14 protein-coding genes and 1 other RNA gene are annotated in these 17,302 nt (G+C 60.3%); 7 read left to right on the top strand and 8 right to left on the bottom strand.

Annotated features, from left to right (window positions below; all coding sequences use genetic code 11):
* Positions 1 to 18: 18 nt before the first annotated feature.
* The gene (locus ACMZ6R_RS02605) at positions 19 to 765 is read right to left on the bottom strand and encodes a DUF547 domain-containing protein (protein ID WP_416109273.1); all 747 of its coding nucleotides are present in this window, start codon (positions 763 to 765) and stop codon (positions 19 to 21) included.
* Positions 766 to 1,052: 287 nt separating this feature from the next.
* Here ACMZ6R_RS02605 and ACMZ6R_RS02600 point away from each other — a divergent pair, with 287 nt between their 5' ends.
* Positions 1,053 to 1,541, top strand: a complete 489-nt coding sequence (locus ACMZ6R_RS02600; RefSeq protein ID WP_416109272.1) for a response regulator — start codon at positions 1,053 to 1,055, stop codon at positions 1,539 to 1,541.
* 143 nt (positions 1,542 to 1,684) lie between these two features.
* Here the strand turns inward: ACMZ6R_RS02600 and ACMZ6R_RS02595 are convergent, their stop codons facing one another.
* Complete coding sequence (locus ACMZ6R_RS02595; RefSeq protein WP_416109313.1) at positions 1,685 to 2,089, bottom strand: surface-adhesin E family protein; 405 nt, start codon at positions 2,087 to 2,089, stop codon at positions 1,685 to 1,687.
* A 151-nt stretch (positions 2,090 to 2,240) separates the two neighbouring features.
* Here ACMZ6R_RS02595 and rnpB point away from each other — a divergent pair.
* Positions 2,241 to 2,603: RNase P RNA component class A (gene rnpB / locus ACMZ6R_RS02590), an RNA gene on the top strand.
* A gap of 29 nt (positions 2,604 to 2,632) precedes the next feature.
* Complete coding sequence (ispD, locus tag ACMZ6R_RS02585) at positions 2,633 to 3,841, top strand: 2-C-methyl-D-erythritol 4-phosphate cytidylyltransferase (protein ID WP_416109271.1); 1,209 nt, start codon at positions 2,633 to 2,635, stop codon at positions 3,839 to 3,841.
* Between the two features lie 169 nt (positions 3,842 to 4,010).
* Here the strand turns inward: ispD and ACMZ6R_RS02580 are convergent, their stop codons facing one another.
* The 4 genes from ACMZ6R_RS02580 to ACMZ6R_RS02565 all read right to left on the bottom strand — a co-directional run bounded on the left by ACMZ6R_RS02580 (position 4,011) and on the right by ACMZ6R_RS02565 (position 7,128).
* Positions 4,011 to 4,646 (bottom strand): hypothetical protein, encoded by a 636-nt coding sequence (locus ACMZ6R_RS02580; RefSeq protein WP_416109269.1) that lies wholly within the window; start codon positions 4,644 to 4,646, stop codon positions 4,011 to 4,013.
* A gap of 144 nt (positions 4,647 to 4,790) precedes the next feature.
* Positions 4,791 to 5,483, bottom strand: a complete 693-nt coding sequence (locus ACMZ6R_RS02575) for an SDR family NAD(P)-dependent oxidoreductase (protein WP_416109267.1) — start codon at positions 5,481 to 5,483, stop codon at positions 4,791 to 4,793.
* A gap of 35 nt (positions 5,484 to 5,518) precedes the next feature.
* Entirely contained in the window at positions 5,519 to 6,250 is a 732-nt protein-coding gene (locus ACMZ6R_RS02570) for a sulfite exporter TauE/SafE family protein (RefSeq protein WP_416109265.1), read from the bottom strand.
* Positions 6,251 to 6,288: 38 nt separating this feature from the next.
* On the bottom strand, positions 6,289 to 7,128 hold the full coding sequence (locus ACMZ6R_RS02565) for an amidohydrolase family protein (RefSeq protein WP_416109264.1): 840 nt from the start codon (positions 7,126 to 7,128) through the stop codon (positions 6,289 to 6,291).
* A gap of 632 nt (positions 7,129 to 7,760) precedes the next feature.
* On the opposite strand from ACMZ6R_RS02565, the gene hpsG reads away from it, so the two are divergent.
* The 4 genes from hpsG (at position 7,761) to ACMZ6R_RS02545 (ending at position 14,349) form a co-directional block, all read left to right on the top strand.
* A complete protein-coding gene (gene hpsG / locus ACMZ6R_RS02560; protein ID WP_416109262.1) occupies positions 7,761 to 10,256 on the top strand; it encodes a (2S)-3-sulfopropanediol dehydratase in 2,496 nt (831 codons plus the stop codon).
* Between the two features lie 143 nt (positions 10,257 to 10,399).
* Positions 10,400 to 11,752 carry an MFS transporter gene (locus ACMZ6R_RS02555; RefSeq protein ID WP_416109261.1) on the top strand — a complete coding sequence of 451 codons (1,353 nt, stop codon included), beginning with the start codon at positions 10,400 to 10,402 and terminating at the stop codon, positions 11,750 to 11,752.
* A gap of 122 nt (positions 11,753 to 11,874) precedes the next feature.
* The gene (locus ACMZ6R_RS02550) at positions 11,875 to 12,795 is read left to right on the top strand and encodes a glycyl-radical enzyme activating protein (RefSeq protein WP_416109259.1); all 921 of its coding nucleotides are present in this window, start codon (positions 11,875 to 11,877) and stop codon (positions 12,793 to 12,795) included.
* Positions 12,796 to 12,978: 183 nt separating this feature from the next.
* Positions 12,979 to 14,349, top strand: a complete 1,371-nt coding sequence (locus ACMZ6R_RS02545; protein WP_416109258.1) for a sigma-54 interaction domain-containing protein — start codon at positions 12,979 to 12,981, stop codon at positions 14,347 to 14,349.
* Positions 14,350 to 14,363: 14 nt separating this feature from the next.
* Here the strand turns inward: ACMZ6R_RS02545 and ACMZ6R_RS02540 are convergent, their stop codons facing one another.
* The gene (locus ACMZ6R_RS02540) at positions 14,364 to 14,666 is read right to left on the bottom strand and encodes a hypothetical protein (RefSeq protein ID WP_416109312.1); all 303 of its coding nucleotides are present in this window, start codon (positions 14,664 to 14,666) and stop codon (positions 14,364 to 14,366) included.
* A 223-nt stretch (positions 14,667 to 14,889) separates the two neighbouring features.
* A complete protein-coding gene (locus ACMZ6R_RS02535) occupies positions 14,890 to 16,137 on the bottom strand; it encodes an MFS transporter (RefSeq protein ID WP_416109257.1) in 1,248 nt (415 codons plus the stop codon).
* Positions 16,138 to 17,302: the final 1,165 nt, after the last annotated feature.

Genomic DNA, 17,302 nt, shown 5'->3' with positions numbered 1-17,302 from the left:
GTCTGGCGGAAAGCATGGCTATCCGCCGTTGAGCGACCAGTCGTACGGGTCATAGACCAGTTCGTGGCGGGTCGCGGCGTCCATTTCCCTGGCCAGGGGGGCATCGGCGAAGCGATGGATGAAGGCCCACACCCCGGGCTCGCCGCCGAAATCCTCGCCGTACCAGTCGAAGATGCGGCTCACATGCAGCGCGCCGTCCTTGAAAAAGGTGTTTTTCGGGTTGTTCACGAAGGCCCGGGTCGCGGCGTCGAGCTGGGCGTTTACTATGTCGCCGCGATACGGCGCGCCGGCCAGGGGTGGACAGCTCTTGGAGGCGCAGTTGACGGCGAAATGCACACGCGGGTCATGAAAACGCGGCCGCAGGATGCCGTGCTCGATGTCGTCGAGGCTCACCACCCCGTCCCGCAGACGCACGAAGGACCGTTTCCACGGCGAACGGAAAAGACTCCCCGCCTCCTTGATGGAACGAATGCCCGGATAATGCTCCAGGATCAGCTTCAGGGTCCAGGCGTTACACACATTGATATAATAGGCGAATTGCGCCTGGGGCGAGAGCGCGGCCGGATCGACCCGGGCCATGGCATCCAACGCCGCGTCGAGTTGCGCTTCCTCTTTTTTCAGCCCGGCATAGTCCACGCGCCCGTCCGCCACATGGCGCGCCAAAAGCCGGCCATACCCCGCATCGTCGCGGGCGGCCGCCGGCACGGACACGGCGGACGCCAGAAGCAACACCAGCGCCGCCAGCAGAACAATGTGCTTATTCATAAAAGAAGCTCAATAATTCCGACATGTCTTTTGCGGAAAGCCTGCCATAAGCACGTTCATATTGTCATCAGGCGAGAGGGATTCTTTTTTTGCGGAACCCCATTGAACTTGGCAAAAAAAAGTTCCATAGTGGGAGAACCGTGCTGTGTCCGCTATTCGTTGTCCGGTTTCCCACCCAACAGGTTAAACGTTACGCTTTGCGAGCAAACAACACGCGACACACTATGCCAGACTGCCCACGTCCGCCCAAACACCTGCTTGCCGGCCGCCCCCCGCCAACGGCCCCCTTGCCCGGCACTCGCCTGACCGGGATGGAAACCGGTCCCCCACCGGACGCGTCCCCGGACAAGAACGCCGCCAGGCCCGGACCGTCCTGGCCCCCGGGCGGCCCCTGGCGCGTGCTCGTGGTCGACGATTCCACCATCAACCGGCATCTCGTGCGGCTGTACCTGGAGGAGGCGCCCGTTGTTCTGGAAGAAGCCCAGAACGGCCGGGAAGCGCTGGAACGGTTCGTCGCCGGGGCCTACGACTGCGTCATCATGGATACGATCATGCCGGTCATGGACGGCCTAGAGGCCACTCGCCGCATCCGGGCCCACGAAGCCGGACGCGGCCTGGCCCCGACGCCCATCGTGAGGCTTTCGGGCAGGGCACTCGAAGCGGACGAAGCCGCCTGTCTGGAAGCCGGCTGTACCCTTTTTCTGCGCAAACCCGTGCGCAAGGCGACGCTGCTCGCCGCCCTGGCCGGACTTTTTGCCCAAGGAGCATCTTCGTGATGCCCCTCGAAAAGAGGCTGGGGGGAAACCTTTCTTGCAGAAAGGTTCTCCCCCCAGACCCCCTTTCCAAAGACTCTTCAACAGAGCCGAATCACCACAGAGCTACAAGGAATATCTAGATAATTTAAACAAGCGTGGTCCGTCTAATCCAGTTCCTGGCAAAGCGCCTGGCCCAGCCCCCCAGAGCGCAAGGGCCGCCAGGGCACGCCCGGCGTGGCCACGGTCCGTTCGAGCAGCTTGCCGTTTACGCCGTACCACGCCGAAGCATTGCGCTTGATCCGCCGGCCGGCGCAGTCCAGCAGGATGCGCTCCACACTGTAGGCAATGGGTTGCCCGTCGCCGTGCTCGGCGGCCAGCTCCCGGCCTTCGTCCTCGGAAAAAACCCGCTTCACACGGACCCAGACGGTGTTTCTGGACACCCGCACGGAGTGGCGGTCATAGTAAAGTTCCACGGACTGGTCGTCGTGCGCGCCCAAAAAGACCCAATCCGTAGCCAAAGCCGGGCTGGCCACAGCCACGGCAAGGGCCATGAAAAAGTAGGTCCGCATCACGCCGCCTCCCGATAATTTCGTGCCATTTCCCATGGTTTCCGTGTACCATCGGCGCGGCGCGGGCACAAGATACCGATCGGATAGCTTCCCAACGGGGTCGCCCCAATCCCTTTGACGTGCCAGGGAAACGGTCTTATTGGGATGTCGGGGAGTCGGACAGGTCGTCGTCGCGGGCCTTTTGGCCCGGGGAGGAAAGTCCGGGCTCCATAGGGCGGGACGCTGGGTAACCCCCAGCGGGAGCGATCCCGGGAGAGCGCCACAGAAAGCAAACCGCCGGCGCGTGCGCCGGTAAGGGTGAAACGGTGGGGTAAGAGCCCACCAGTTGTCGCGGTGACGCGGCAAGCTCGGCAAGCCCCGTTCGGAGCAAGACCAAATAGGAGGGCGTCAAGGCTGGCCCGGCCGTGCCCTCGGGTAGGTTGCTTGAGGCCGCGGGTAATCGCGGTCCTAGAGGAATGACGACCGCCCCGGAATCTCCGGGGAACAAAACCCGGCTTATCGGCCGACTCCCCTTTTTTTCCACTTTAGCCTGAAGGATGTTCCGTGTCCGTTTGGACCGTTCTGCTCGCCGCCGGCTCGGGGACCCGACTCGCCGAAGCCTCGGGCGGCATCAAAAAACAGTTTCTGCGCCTTGGCGGCAGGCCGCTGTACTGGCGGTCGCTAACCGCCTTTGCCCGCTGCCCGGATGTGGTCGGCGTGGTGGTGGTGTTTCCGCCGGCCGATCTGGACGCGGCCCGGGAAGAGTTGGCCGGGTTGCTGGTCGCCCACGATCCGGGTGTGGCGGTCGTCACCACGGCCGGAGGCGTCCGCCGCCAGGATTCGGTCCAAAACGGGCTTGGCGCACTGCCGCCGAAATGCCGCCATGTGCTCGTCCACGACGCGGCGCGGCCTTTTGTCGACCCGGGGCTCATCGGCCGGGTCATCACCGCCCTTCGCGAGGGACACGAGGCCGTCATTCCGGTGCTGCCCGTCACGGACACCATCAAGGACGTGCGCGAAGAGGCGGTGCAGGCCACCTTTGACCGCAGCCGGCTGGCCGCCGTGCAGACCCCCCAGGGTTTTGACGCGGCCCTCCTGCGCCAGGCCTTCGAACACGCCGGCGAGGATTTCACCGTCACCGACGACGCAAGCCTCGTCGAGCACCTCGGCCGCCCTGTGCACACCGTGCCCGGCCACCCGGACAACCGGAAAATCACCAATCCCGAGGACTTGCTCTTGCTCGAAGACGCCACTCCGTCGCCCGTGCCCGTGGTCGGCTACGGCTACGACGTGCACCGCTACGCCGATCCCGTCCACCCCGGCAAACAGCCGGCCCGGCCCATGAAGCTCGGCGGCTACCCCATCCTCGGCGCGCCCGAGGTGCTGGCCCATTCCGACGGCGACGTGCTGTTGCACGCCCTGACCGACGCCATCCTCGGCTGTGTGGCCGGCGGCGACATCGGGCAGCTTTTCCCGGATAGCAATCCCGATTTCGACAACATGGCCTCGGGGGTCTTCGTCAGCGAGGCGCTGCTTCTGGCGCGCGACCAGGGACTTGCCATCACCCACGTGGACCTGACCGTCATCGCCCAGATTCCGCGCATCGGGCCCCATGCCCAGGCCATTCGGCTGAACGTGGCGGCGCTTTTGGGGCTCGACAAGTCCCACGTCAACGTCAAGGCCACGACCGAGGAAGGAATGGGATTTACCGGCGAGAAAAAAGGCATCAAGGCCATCGCCCTGGTCACAGGCTGGAAGCTCGCATCGAAATAAGCATTGGGGGAAACCTTTCTGAAGAAAGGTTTCCCCCAAACCCCTTTCCAAAGACTTTTAACGATAACAGCTTGTCACCGTTAAAAGTTTTTGGGAGAGGAGAGCGCGAGAGGGGAACCCTTTTTTCAAAAAGGGTTCCCCTCTCGCACTTCTTTCCTCTCTTCGCCTCCTACCGGGCTTCCACGCGGAGGAGCCGCGGGCCGCGGTAGGTCCCGTCCGGGCCGAAATCGAGGGAAAGCAGGGCCTGGCCGAGCACGGCACAGGCGTGGCAGCCGTTTAAGAGCGGATAGCTGAAGACGAAACCCTGGCCGCCGCCGGGCGGGGTATTCACGGCGCTTGGGCCCTCGCCGGTCGGCCAGAACATGAGTTCGGGATGGGCCTTTTGCAAGGCGGCGTAAATCGGGTCGGCGGCAAGCGGCAGGTCGGCGGGCTCGATTTCGCTCGAAACGAGGGTCGGCGAACCGTTGACCAGATAGGTCACGGCGTTGGTGTTGGCCCGCAGCGAAAAAACCATCACCGCCACGTCCACCCGCCCCATTTCCTGGAAAGCCTCCATGTAGCCTTCGCCCTCGAGCAGCTTGTTTATGGCCAGGGCCTGGGGCGTCGCGTCGGTTTGGCGCATGATGCGCGACAGGCAGCCGGTGGCGTCCTGCCCCTTTTGCAGACAGTCGGTCCAGGCGGCCTCGGGCAACGCCCACACGCCCTTCCGGTCGATGGTTTCCGCGCCATCGGCCAGGGCAAGGCTCCGGGGAAAAAGCGCCCAGACAACCAAACAAACGATAACGCGCCCATACCTGGGTCCCATGGGGCCTCCTTTTCCGACTTCCTGCCGACATAGGGGGAATCGGGAGACTCCGCAAGCCAGGCATATCCAAAAGCACGATCCACCGTCTGAGGGACTCGATCCGATTCCGAAGCCGCCGTGGCCTCCGGAAAACTCCCGGGACAGTCAAATGCCGTTGACAATGTCGATGCCGGTCCCGTTGATGTACGCCGGGCTCTCGGTGGCCAGCCAGACCATGGTCTGGGCGATTTCCTCGGGATAGGCAAAACGCCCGGCGATGCTCTGTCCCTGGATCGCCGCCTTCCGGGCTTCGGGAATGCGCTCCAGCATGTCGGTGGCAACCGGACCGGGACAAACGGCGTTGACGATCACCCCCTGCGGACCCAAAAGCTTGGCAAAGCTCTTGGTGGCATTGAGCAACCCGGCCTTGGTGACGCCGTACCAGATATCCGGGTGCCCGGTATGGGCGGCCACAGACGCCGTATTGACAATGCGCCCGCCCCGCTTCCCGGCCATGCGCTTGCCGTATTCGCGCATAAGGGCAATGGGCGTTTCCAGGTTCAGGCGCAACATGCGTCTTTTCTGCTCTTCGGGATAGGCATCGAACGGCAACGAAAGCATCATGCCGGCATTGTTGACGAGAATGTCCACCGGGCCGATATGCGCGACCATATCCGGAATGGCCTCCACATCCGTCAGGTCGAAGGGAAAGAGGGAAAACCGGCGGGCCAAGGCCGGATTAAGCGTGTCAAAGGACCGCGATACGGCCACCACCTCGATGTCCCTCTCCAGAAGCCGTTTTGCCACCTCCAGACCAATGCCCCGACTGGCACCGGTAACAAGTGCGCGTTGACGCATCGGACCCTCCTCTCAAAAGTGCATGACCAATTGGGTTAGGACGCCCCCGTCCAGATCAGCTTGCAGCCCATAACCAGCAGCAACCCCGACATCACCCGATGAAAGGTTGCCGTCCCGAGACGCGCCGACAGGCGCATGCCGCACAGACTGCACACCAGCATGACGGGCAGATCGATTCCAGCCAGGGCCACGGCCCGCAGGGAAAACATGCCGGCCAAAAGCTGCGCCCCCACGATACAAAGTGTACTCCAGACGAAGAAAAAACCCAGCGCCCCTTTGGTTTCGGACTGGTTACCGCCACGAAGCAACATGTAGGCGGCCGGCGGCGGGCCATTAATGCCGAAGGCCGTGCCGAAACACGTGGACAACAGCCCGGCCAGAACGCCCCAGCCGGCGGCGAGGCTGCCATGCCGCACCCTGCTGGAGCACAGTCCCCAGGCGGCGCAGCACAGCAACAATACGCCGAGTCCCAGTTTCAACCCGGCTTCCGAAACGAATCGCAGCAACGCCAAGCCCATTGCCGCCCCGGGCACGGCTCCGGTGAGCATAAGCCACACCGGCTTCCTGGCGATGGAGCGGCGGTAATTCCAGGCCATCTGGATATTGAGGGACAGCACCAGCAGACTGCACGCCGGCAGCGCCAGCGCCATATCGTTGCCGAGCGCGACGAGCGGCATGGCGACCAGAGCCGCCCCAAACCCCATATAGCCGTTGACGAAGCCGCCCAGCCCCCAGCCTGCGATGGCCAGATACGCACCCGCGGACATGCCGTTTCCCCGCTTTCTTGTCTGTTGCCGGAAAGGGCCTACGCGACCGACTCACCCAATACACGCAAGGCATTTTCATAGAGGACCTTGCGCCGGACCTCGTCGGAAAGCGGCATCGCGGCATAGGCCGCCAGGGCATCCGCCTGCTCGATGAAGGGATGGGCGCTGGCGAAGACCACCTTGTCCGGAATCATGGTGTTCATGGCCTGGACATAGACGTCGGACATGGGCGCCCGTTCATACTCGGAACAATCCATGTAGACGTTGGCGTTGCGCAGGCACGTGTAGATGGCCTCGGTGACGAAGGGATAGGCGCCATGGCTCATCACAATGGTCAAATCCGGAAAATCCCGGGCCACCACATCGACAAAGCGGGGGTCCGTGTAGTCGATCAGCGCCCCGTGCACCTGCGGCGGGGGCGCGGTGGTCACGGCAACGGGGATATTGAGATCGCAGCAGGCGGCGTAGAGGGGATAGTAGCGGGCGGCATCCGGCCGCAGATGCGCCAGATACGGATCGATGGACGCCCCGCGCATGCCGTATTCGGTAACGGCCTGACGCAATTCGCGCACGGACTTCATGCCCTTGTGCGGGTCCACACCCCAGAAACCGATGAAGCGTTTGGGATAGGCCCGGATGAACGCAAGCACCTCGGGATTATTCGCCGGGGACCCGTACGTCGTCTCGCTGTCGCGGCCGGTAATGACGCAACGCGTCACGCCGCGGGCGTCGAGACCGGCAACGATTTCGGGCAGTGGCTGGGGCTTGCGCTTGTCAAAGCCGATGACGGCACAAGCGGCCTTGAACATATTGCTGTTGGCAATACCGTTGATAATTTCCGGTGTATTCGGCCGGAATCTGAAATCGATGATAGCCATGGACAGACTCCTTTGGTTGGCAGGAGCGCCACATAGCAAAAGACATGCCTGCACGGCGCTCGTCTTCCATTCCCGAAGCAGCCATCGCCCCGCTTGATTCCAGGCCCTTCCATTTTAGAGCAGCCCCGTCCCCTGGCGCAGAGAGGGTTCTTTCGCCCGATCAGCCGGTCACGTCTATTTCAAAGTTTTTTTGATTCCTGGCGGCGTGCCCCCTGGATGCAGGCTTGGATCGGGTGCAGACCTGACACGCTGACGCAAAATTGCAACGCATTCGTTACTTTTATAACTTACTTATATATTTAGTTTTTTAAAAAAAATGTCTCATTTATGCGCCATACCCGACCCCTCGGATTCCGCTCTGTGGCTCACTCCATGACGTAAAATCCATCCGCTTGCGCCTGTTTGCACAAGATACGGGCCTTCACCGATCTTTGGCATGGTCTCTGCAATTTCCGGCTTACGGAGATTGAACACAAACAGATCGAAAGGGATAAGACTACTCAATCCCTTATTTGTATTACATCACGTCACAAAACCTTTTGAGCAAGGCAGACGCGACGGTACAAAAAAGATCATTGTGTTCATTATATCCGGAATTCTAAAGCCAGAGCATCCGCTCAAGGAGACAGGCTATGCTGAATATTGAGTGTTGTGGAACAATGTCCCCGCAGGAGCAACGCCTTCAAAATAAAATTGAAGGCAAAAAAGATCCGTACCGGGCGACACATCGTCGGGCGTTTGCCATTTTGGATTCCTTCGAAGGAATGCGGCCGCGCATCGATATCGAACGCGCCAAGTACTTTACCGAGTCCATGCGGGCCACCGAAGGGCAGCCGCTGGTGTTGCGCTGGGCCAAGGCGCTCAAGCATATCGCCGACAACATCACGGTCTACATCGACGACAACCAGCTGCTGGCCGGCCGGGCCGGCTGCCAGGGCCGTTACGGTATTTTGTACCCCGAACTCGATGGCGACTTTCTCGATGTCTCCATCAAGGATCTGCCCAACCGCCGCGAATCGCCCTTCTCCATCACGCCCGAGGACGCCAAGGTTGTCATTGAGGATATTGCCCCATATTGGAAGGGCAAAACCTACCATGAGGATCTCAACACCGCCCTGCCGGCCGATGTGCACAAGTTGACGTATGATGATCCCGAAGGCCTGCGCTCGCGGTACATCGTCAACGAGACCTCCTCCTTCCGCTCCTCCATCCAGTGGGTGCACGACTATGAGAAGGTTCTCAAACGCGGTTTTGGCGGACTGCGAAAGGAAGCCCAGGAAAAGCTGGCCGCACTTGATCCGTTAAGCCCGGTGGACAACTGCGAGAAGCGCCCGTTCCTGGAAGCCGTGGTGATCGTCAGCGATGCCATCGTCACCTGGGCCAAGCGGCATGCGGCGTTGGCGCGGGAAAAGGCCGCGGCGGAAAAAGATCCTCTCCGCAAGAAAGAACTCCAGACCATGGCCGACATTTGCGAGCGCGTTCCCGAGCAGCCGGCCCGCAATTTCCATGAGGCCGTACAGTCCCAGTGGTTTACCCAGATGTTCTCCCGTCTGGAGCAAAAAACCGGAACCATCGTTTCCAACGGCCGCATGGACCAGTATTTCTATCCTTACTATGCCAAGGACCTGGCCGAAGGACGCCTTACCGAGGATCAGGCCCTCGAATTCATCGAGTGCATGTGGGTGGGCATGGCCCAGTTCATCGACCTCTACATCTCGCCCAACGGCGGGGCCTTCAACGAAGGCTATGCCCACTGGGAAGCCGTGACCGTCGGCGGCCAGACCCCGGACGGCCGCGACGCCACCAACGATCTGAGCTACCTGCTCTTGCGCTCCAAGCGGGAGTTCCCGCTGCACTACCCGGATCTGGCCGCCCGCATCCACTCCCGCTCGCCGGAACGGTTCCTGTGGGAAGTGTCCGAGACCATCAAGGATGGCTCCGGTTTCCCCAAGCTCATAAACGACGAGGAAGTGGTGCCCCTGTACGTCTCCAAGGGGGCGACCTTCGCCGAAGCCTATGACTACGCCGTCTCGGGCTGCTCGGAAGCCCGCATGCCCAACCGCGACACCTATACCAGCGGCGGCGCCTACATCAACTTCGCGGCCGCCCTGGAAATGGCTTTGTACAACGGGCGCATGCACAAGTACGGCGACAAGCAGCTCGGCAAGGAAACCGGCGACGCCCACGCGTTCAAATGCTGGGAGGATCTGTGGGAGGCCTACAAGGCCCAGCACATCCTTTTCCTGAAGACGGCCTTCATCCAGCAGTATCTCATCAACAACCTGCGCGCCCGCCACTTCGCCCAGCCCATGGGTTCCGCCATGCACGACCTGTGCATGAAATACTGCCTCGATCTGCATACGCCGCAGATTCCCGAAGGCATCAACATGGGCTACTTCGAATACATCGGCTTCGGCACCGTCATCGATTCGTTGGCCGCCATCAAGAAGGTGGTATTCGAAGACAAGACCCTGACGATGGATCAGGTGTTGGAAGCCCTGGATTGCAACTTCGAGGGCAAGGAAGACATCCGTCAGATTCTCAAAAACGCCCCCTGCTACGGCAACAATGACGCCTACGCCGACGTCATCGGCCGCGAGATCGATTTGCTGTCCGTGGAGTATGGCAACAAGTACTCCAAGGAACTGGGCATGCACAACGACGTGCGCTACGTGCCCTTCACCTCCCATGTGCCCTTCGGCAAAGTGGTCGGCGCCACGCCGAACGGCCGCAAGGCGTGGAGCCCGCTGTCCGACGGCTCGTCGGCCTCCCACGGCGCCGATGTCAACGGTCCGACCGCCATTCTGCTTTCGAACTTCAGCACCAAGAACTACGGCTACCGCGACCGGGCGGCCCGCCTGCTGAACATCAAGTTCACGCCGAAATGCCTGGAGGGCGACAGCGGCACCCGGAAGATGGTTTCGTTTATCCGGACCGTGTGCGACCTCAAGCTCTGGCACGTGCAGTTCAACGTCATCAACAAGGACACCCTTATCGCCGCCCAGAAGGACCCTGAAAAATACCGCAACCTCATCGTCCGGATCGCCGGGTACAGCGCCTACTTCGTGGACCTGTCCCCGGATCTGCAAAACGATCTCATTGCCCGGACGGAGCATGATTCCATGTAACAAGGCGCGTTTTCTCCGGGTACTGCGCCGCCGATTCGGCCGTACCCGGAGACGCTTCTTCTGGTTTCAGGCCGTCTGACGCTCCCTTTGGCGGGGTTCAGGCGGGATGTACGGACACTGTACAGAGAACCAAGGGATCACTCATGGCCAACGATCAAAAAAAAATGCTGTCCCGCGTTGTTGTCGCCAGTCTCGTCGGCGCGACAATCGAATGGTATGATTTCTTTCTCTATGGTGTAGTCGCCGGTATTGTTCTCAATAAACAGTTCTTCCCTTCTTCCGACCCCACAGTGGGCACGCTCCTGGCCTATGCCACCTTTGCGGTGGGATTTATCACCCGTCCCATCGGCGGCATCATTTTCGGTCACTTCGGCGACAAGATCGGCCGCAAAAGCATGCTCATCATGACACTGAGCATCATGGGCGTCTCGACGGTGCTGATCGGCGCCGTGCCGACCTACCAGCAAATCGGCATCTGGGCGCCTATCACCCTGCTGTTGCTGCGCATCTTCCAGGGCATCGGCCTTGGCGGCGAATGGGGCGGCGCCGTGCTGATGACATTCGAATTCGCCAAGCCGTCAAAACGCGGTTTCTATGCCAGCCTGCCCCAGATCGGCCTGTCTTTGGGGCTGTGCCTCTCCGCCGGCGTTGTCAGCCTGCTCTCCTACACCCTGACGGACGCCCAGTTCCTGGCCTGGGGCTGGCGTATCGCCTTTTTCCTCAGCGTCATACTGCTGTTCGTCGGCACCTGGATCCGGTTGCACGTCATGGAAACGCCGGACTTCCAGAAAGCCAAGAAGAGCAGCCCGGCGCCGCGCATCCCCCTTGTCGAGATGTGGAAGAAGCACAAGGGCAATGTCATTGCCGGCATGGGCGCCCGTTACATCGACGGCGTGGCCTTCAATATCTTCGGTGTGTTCTCCATCAGCTATCTGGCCACCACGCTGCACGTGAACCGGACCGAATCCCTGTTGGGCGTCATGCTGGCCGCCCTGGTCATGGTCGCCACCATCCCCTTCTTCGGCCATCTCTCCGACAAGATCGGCCGCAGCAAAGTCTACATCATCGGCAGTCTGGTCACCGGGTTTGCCGCCCTGCCCTCGTTCTGGATGATGGCGCACAGCGGCGGCGACGTCACGCTCATCTGGCTTGGCCTCATCATCCCCCTGGGCATCCTGTATGCCGCGGTTTACGGACCGGAAGCGGCGCTTTTTGCCGAATTGTTCGACACCAACGTCCGCTATACCGGCATCTCCTTCGTGTATCAGGTGTCCGGCATCTTCGCGAGCGGCATCACGCCGATCATCGCCACGGCCCTTTTGAAATACGACCCCAGTGCGACACTCATCTGCCTGTATGTTGCCTTCGCCGGAGTGGTCAGCGCTGTTTCCGCCTGGTGGATCGGCAAATACGTTCCGCAAAGCCAGGGCGACTTCCTGGAAGTGACCAAGGAAGAACTTGTCGGGGAAGCCCTCGAAGCGAAGGCGACCAACTAGGCCGGCCTGCTTGCCTGCCTTCCGGCGGAAGTTCTTCCGCCGGAAGGCAGGGGCATCCCCCCCCCGCCGACGCCCCTCACCGCACAGTCACCAGCCCCCGACCGGGGGTGATCGGACACCTTATGAACACAACGGACGACAAAAACCGCACGTGCACTGTCTTTAATATCCAAAAATATTCCGTCCACGACGGCCCGGGCATCCGCACGGTGGTCTTCCTCAAGGGATGCCCGCTGCGTTGTCTTTGGTGCAGCAACCCGGAATCCCAGGAAGCTTTCCGCCAGATCGCCTTCAACGAGGGCCGCTGCCTCGGCGAAGCCTGCACGCGCTGCATCGAAGCCTGCCCGCACGGCTCCATCACACGGCCCGCAAGGCAAACGCTCGCCATCGATCGCGCCCACTGCCGCGACTGCGACCAGCCCTGCACCAAGGCCTGCCCCCCCAAGGCGCTCATTTCCTATGGCGAGGTCCGCACGGTCGATGACATTTTGCGGGTGGTGGAGCAGGATGGCCAGTTCTATGCCCGATCGGAAGGGGGCATGACCATTTCCGGCGGCGAACCGCTCTTTCAGGCGAATGGCGCCTTGGCCCTGCTGCGCGAGGCCAAACGCCGGCACATCAACACCGCGGCGGAAACCTGCGGTCTCGCGCCGTGGGAAATCCTGGACGCCGCCTGCGGGATCCTTGACACGTTGCTGTTTGACATCAAGCATCCGGACCCGGCGCAGCACAAGGAAGGCACCGGGATTTCCAACAGCCAGATCCTCGGGAATTTCCACAACGTCATGCAATACCACCCGGACCTGCCCGTTCTCGTCCGCACGCCGGTCATCCCGGGGTTCAACGATTCGGAAGAGGCCATAAACGGCATCCTCGACATCCTCGAGCCCTACCCCCGGGTCGAGTACCAGTTGCTGGCCTATCATCGCCTGGGGACACAGAAGTATCAATTCCTGCATCGTGACGCGCCCATGGGGGAAGTCACCCTGCCAAGCGAACGCTTCACCGGCCTCCAGAAACTGGTCACCTCGCGTCGCGGCTGATCCGGCCCACAAACCGGCACCCGCCACGGCCCGTCCACTTTTGGGGGGGCTGACTTGCCCCCCCCGGTGGTGTATCCGAGAATTGAAGGAGCAACCGGTCGCGGATATTGACTCTTCGCGTGATTGCAACCAAGCGAAACAGCCTGTTTCTCCTGCTTTCCTCATGAGGCCTGCGAGGACAAAATGGAAGTTATCCTCCAATACTTCAAAGAAATACTGAATATTTTCAACGACGGGATATACATTACGGATCGTGAGGGAACCACGCTGCTGGTCAACACAATGTACGAACAGTTGACCGGGTTGAGTCAGGAAGTCCTCAAAGGGCGTAACGTCAACACGCTGGTCGATGAAGGAATTTTCGATCGCATCCTGAACCCCGAAATTGTCTCTTCGAAACGCCCCTCCGTTTCCGTACAGACCATCCACGGCGACAAACGGGTCATCCTCCATGGCTGCCCTGTCCTCGACGCGACCGGCGAAGTCCGCCTGGTCGTCACGTTTGCGCGTGACATCACCATGATTTCGCATTTTCGGGAACAAATCGCCAAACAAAAGCTCCTGATCGAGGAGTTCAGCCAGCGCCTGGAAGGCATCATCAAGGCCAATGCCACAGCGCCGCCGGCCATTTTTCAAAGCGATGTCATGGCCGCCCTCATGTCCAGGCTGGGTCGCGTGGCAGGGACCGATGCGACCATCCTGCTCCTTGGCGAAACGGGCGTGGGCAAAGACGTGCTGGCCCGGCTGGCCCACGAGCACAGCGGACGCAGCAAAGGCATTTTCCTGAAAATCGACTGCGGCAGCATTGCCCCCAATCTCATCGAATCGGAGTTGTTCGGCTATGCCCCCGGCGCGTTTTCCGGCGCCAGCGCCAAGGGCAAGGCAGGGTACTTCGAGATGGCGGACAAGGGCACCATTTTCCTCGATGAAATCGGCGACCTGCCGCTGGCCATGCAGACCAGGCTGTTGCGCGTCCTCCAGGATGGCGAAGTCACCCGGGTGGGGACGACCCAACCGCGCGCCGTGGACGTCCGCATCATCGCCGCCACCAATCGCGATCTGGCTGAAGACGTGGAAAGCGGCAAATTCCGCAGCGATCTGTTCTACCGTTTGAAGGTGGCGGTCTTTCGCATCCCGCCTTTGCGTGAACGCCGCGAGGACATCGCCCCCCTGGCCCAGTATTTTCTGGCCCGCTACACCGGCAAGTACCGGCGCTCCATGGAAATCGCGGAATCCGCGTTGGTGGCCCTGGAAAGCTATCGCTGGCCGGGCAACGTCCGCGAAATGCAAAATTTCATCCAGAGCCTCGTCGTGACCAGTGAGCGCCCCACCATCAGCTGCGTCGACCTGCCGCCCCAGATGTGGGAAGCCTGTCCGTCCGAACTCCAGTATACGATGCCGGACCTGGAACGTTCCAAACCGTTGCCGGACATCATGGCCGAAATCGAACGGGAGATCCTTGAACGGGCGCTGAAGAAATATGGGTCCGTCTGCAAAGTCGCCCGTTTTTTCCAGACAAGCCGGTCCACGGTCTTTCGGAAACTCCGGCGCTAGACCACGCCCGGTTCTCACGCGGCACCGCCGCGCGGGAGCGTTTCCCCCTGCCTTGCCCAAAGACGTTTTTGGCACCCCCAGCACAACGCCAAAGGCAAAGCCACAAGTTGGGACTCGTGACGGACGGGCCGCATGCAGCACCGTGCGTCGCAGTGGGGCAAGCCAAGCAGGTGGCCGATTTCGTGGGCCGTATTTTTCAGGGCCTCCAGAGGGCGTGGCAGGCGAAACGTCGAAACCACGGCCCGTCCCGGTACGGCGGCGCCCAACACCCACGGGCGCCAGCAGTCGCCGATATTTTCCCCGACAAGCCATATCATTGCGTCGCACCCCGGCGGCAGCGGGATTTCGCCCAGCAAAAAGCGGACGTCAACATGCCTTTGCGCCGTATCATAGGCAGCCCGCGGCACCGACCGTTGCGCCAGGGGCACAAAGCGGACCCGGCCGGACCAAAGCGCCGGCAGCGCGTCTTGTACCCGGCGGCCCAGGGAGGCCAGCCCAGGCGTATGCTGCACGCCGATCGTGAAAGCCATCTGGTCCGCCCTACTTCTTCCCACCGCACAGCAAGAGCGCCTGTGGATGGCGGCGTAGCGCCAGGGCGGCCAGAGGCGCCAACAGCGCCCCCAGGCCGAGGAGCAGGAACGCCGGGCCCCACTGGGTCGCCTCGGTAGGATTGGAACTTGTGTTGGAGCGCTGCAGCACCCAGCCAAAGATCACCGGCGCGAAAATGGTCATGGAATAGCCCAGGGCGGATTGCAGACCGAGCAGGGTGGTACGGACACGGGAGGTGCACAGTTCCGTCAGCGAGGCCTTGTAGATGGCGGAATCGGCGACAGCCCAGAAGCCGATCCACACGCCGACAAGCACGATGCAGCCCAAGGGCAATCCGTACAGATAGCCGAAAACGAATTCAGGCAAAAGACTGGCCAGCGCGCACAAACAAATAATTTTTGTCCGGCCGTAACGGTCGGCAATCCGCCCCATGATCCAGACCGCCGGCGCACCACACAGCGTGATCATCGCGGCGAAAAGTCCCCCGAGGCTGACGGCCCTGGCGGTGGCCATCCCGCCGGCTACCGCACAGGCGACCAGAAACGGCCCGATCCAGGCCCAGAACGCATAGAGTTCCCACATATGCCCCATATAGCTGGCGGTAATCAGAGCCAGCCCCCCGTAGCCGCCCCCCGGGGCCAGTTGCGGCCCGTTGCACCGGACCACCGTTCCGGCGGCCTTCGGGGGCTCCCGGACAAACGCAAGCAGCACGAAAAACGCGACAAAGACCGGAACGGAGGTCACCAGCATGCCCAGCCGCCATCCGGCCGCGGCCGCGACCGGGGCCGCCAGAAAATACCCGCCGGCCGAGGCGACGGAAGATGCCGCCGTGTAGGCGCCCAACGCCGCCCCGCGTTCCCTGGGAGGAAACCATTCGGAAAGCAAGGCCAGGCCCGGAGCGTAGATGCCGCCGCAGGAACACCCGGTCAAAAGCCGCATGAGCATGACCGTCCACTTGTCAAAAACAACAAAGGCAAAGCTTGTGGACGAAATTGCCGTCAAAAGTGTTGCATAAAGCATCACCCGCCTTGCCCCGAATTTATCCGCCAACCATCCGGTCAAAAGGACGGTGAGGACATAGCCGGCCTGAAAGCAGGAAATAATCATTCCTGTATCGATTGATGTCAGATGAAACTCTTTCGAGATGAAACTTAGCACAGCTGAAAAATTATACCATGGCAAATAGCTTATAGTAAGCGATATGACCGCCCAAAAGAGAATTCTCTTTTTCAGTTTCATAGTGTTTTATCACATATTTTTACACTGCAATGTATTTTATCATCTACGCGATACTGGTATGTATAAGACTTTTGTATGGCCAATCAAAAAAATATCCTTTTGCTGTGCAGTCTTGCAGCACTCACCGGGAGGCATATCGCGTGCCAACCACCACAATAAAACCAACCAACTGAAATATTACCAGAAAAGACTTTTCCCTCTGCCGTCGTTTCATCCGCTGGCACGTTCACCGGACAAGGAAAAGGGCAAAACTGGGAATAATGAGAAAAATATAATAATATCAATTAATTATATCACAACAAAAACGATGCAGCTTTGCGACACTGTCGCAAAGCTGCATCCTGGCAAAGCCAATACGGACCAAGGCGCCATCTCCAGACCGTCCAAAGCCCCGGCCGCATACCCATGGCGAATCGCAAGGTGCGGGGGGAGTTCCCCGCCCCCCCCAAAAAAAGAACGGAGACCGCGACATGCTTTTCGCAGCCTGCCCAGCCTATGCGGCCATTGCGCGCAGCAGCGAGGAGCCCGCCACGTTTCCCTCCGAAAATCCCACAAGATTCCCTCTCGAAGGGGGAAACAGCTTTTTTTGTTGCATACTTAAAACATATATATTTTTAATACATGATAATAACTGGTTACATCTAATACCGCTTGTCTCAAAATTGCACCATAGTCTCAAATATGAACCGACCCAAACCCTCAACGTGCTCCAAGCCGTATTGCAGGAAAATCTGCAGCTTCCATGAGAAGCATCGAGGCTGTGTTTTTTGTAGTACGGGGCCACGCAACGCTGCAGGACAAGATATCTGTGGGGAAATGTCTCCTGAAAAATGGTGTATAAAAGGATAAATGGCATTATCATAGGGGCATTATACGCGCTACGGTATACTTCTTGCTAAAATAGCAACCCGAACCAGTACACTATAGGCTCTGAGCAGAAGTGACTTGCAATCCAGACTGCCGCCTCCAGAGAAGGGCACGCATTGCCCTGCCGCGATAGCGCCAGAATAGGGGCAAGGCATGGAACACAACGTGTGCTTCCTGTTTTCCAAATCTACTTGGAATTACAGCGAGTTACCGATATTCCAAGAAAGGCCCTCCCATTTTGGCGTCTCGGGCGAAAGGACTTCGGTTTGGACGCGACAGAAGAGAGGAGTCTGACAAG

The organism is Solidesulfovibrio sp. C21 (assembly GCF_047785625.1).
GTDB lineage: Bacteria > Desulfobacterota > Desulfovibrionia > Desulfovibrionales > Desulfovibrionaceae > Solidesulfovibrio.
The sequence above is the reverse complement of the archived record's forward strand: the minus strand, read 5'-3'. Positions and strand labels throughout refer to the sequence as shown.

Bases quoted from the DNA above. Each gene is read 5' to 3' on its own strand.
- ACMZ6R_RS02605 (WP_416109273.1), bottom strand. From the start codon at position 765: ATGAATAAGCACATTGTTCTGCTGGCGGCGCTGGTGTTGCTTCTGGCG.
- ACMZ6R_RS02595 (WP_416109313.1), bottom strand. From the start codon at position 2,089: ATGCGGACCTACTTTTTCATGGCCCTTGCCGTGGCTGTGGCCAGCCCG.
- ACMZ6R_RS02580 (WP_416109269.1), bottom strand. From the start codon at position 4,646: ATGGGACCCAGGTATGGGCGCGTTATCGTTTGTTTGGTTGTCTGGGCG.
- ACMZ6R_RS02575 (WP_416109267.1), bottom strand. From the start codon at position 5,483: ATGCGTCAACGCGCACTTGTTACCGGTGCCAGTCGGGGCATTGGTCTG.
- ACMZ6R_RS02570 (WP_416109265.1), bottom strand. From the start codon at position 6,250: ATGTCCGCGGGTGCGTATCTGGCCATCGCAGGCTGGGGGCTGGGCGGC.
- ACMZ6R_RS02565 (WP_416109264.1), bottom strand. From the start codon at position 7,128: ATGGCTATCATCGATTTCAGATTCCGGCCGAATACACCGGAAATTATC.
- hpsG (WP_416109262.1), top strand. From the start codon at position 7,761: ATGCTGAATATTGAGTGTTGTGGAACAATGTCCCCGCAGGAGCAACGC.
- ACMZ6R_RS02555 (WP_416109261.1), top strand. From the start codon at position 10,400: ATGGCCAACGATCAAAAAAAAATGCTGTCCCGCGTTGTTGTCGCCAGT.
- ACMZ6R_RS02550 (WP_416109259.1), top strand. From the start codon at position 11,875: ATGAACACAACGGACGACAAAAACCGCACGTGCACTGTCTTTAATATC.
- ACMZ6R_RS02545 (WP_416109258.1), top strand. From the start codon at position 12,979: ATGGAAGTTATCCTCCAATACTTCAAAGAAATACTGAATATTTTCAAC.
- ACMZ6R_RS02540 (WP_416109312.1), bottom strand. From the start codon at position 14,666: ATGATATGGCTTGTCGGGGAAAATATCGGCGACTGCTGGCGCCCGTGG.
- ACMZ6R_RS02535 (WP_416109257.1), bottom strand. From the start codon at position 16,137: ATGAAACTGAAAAAGAGAATTCTCTTTTGGGCGGTCATATCGCTTACT.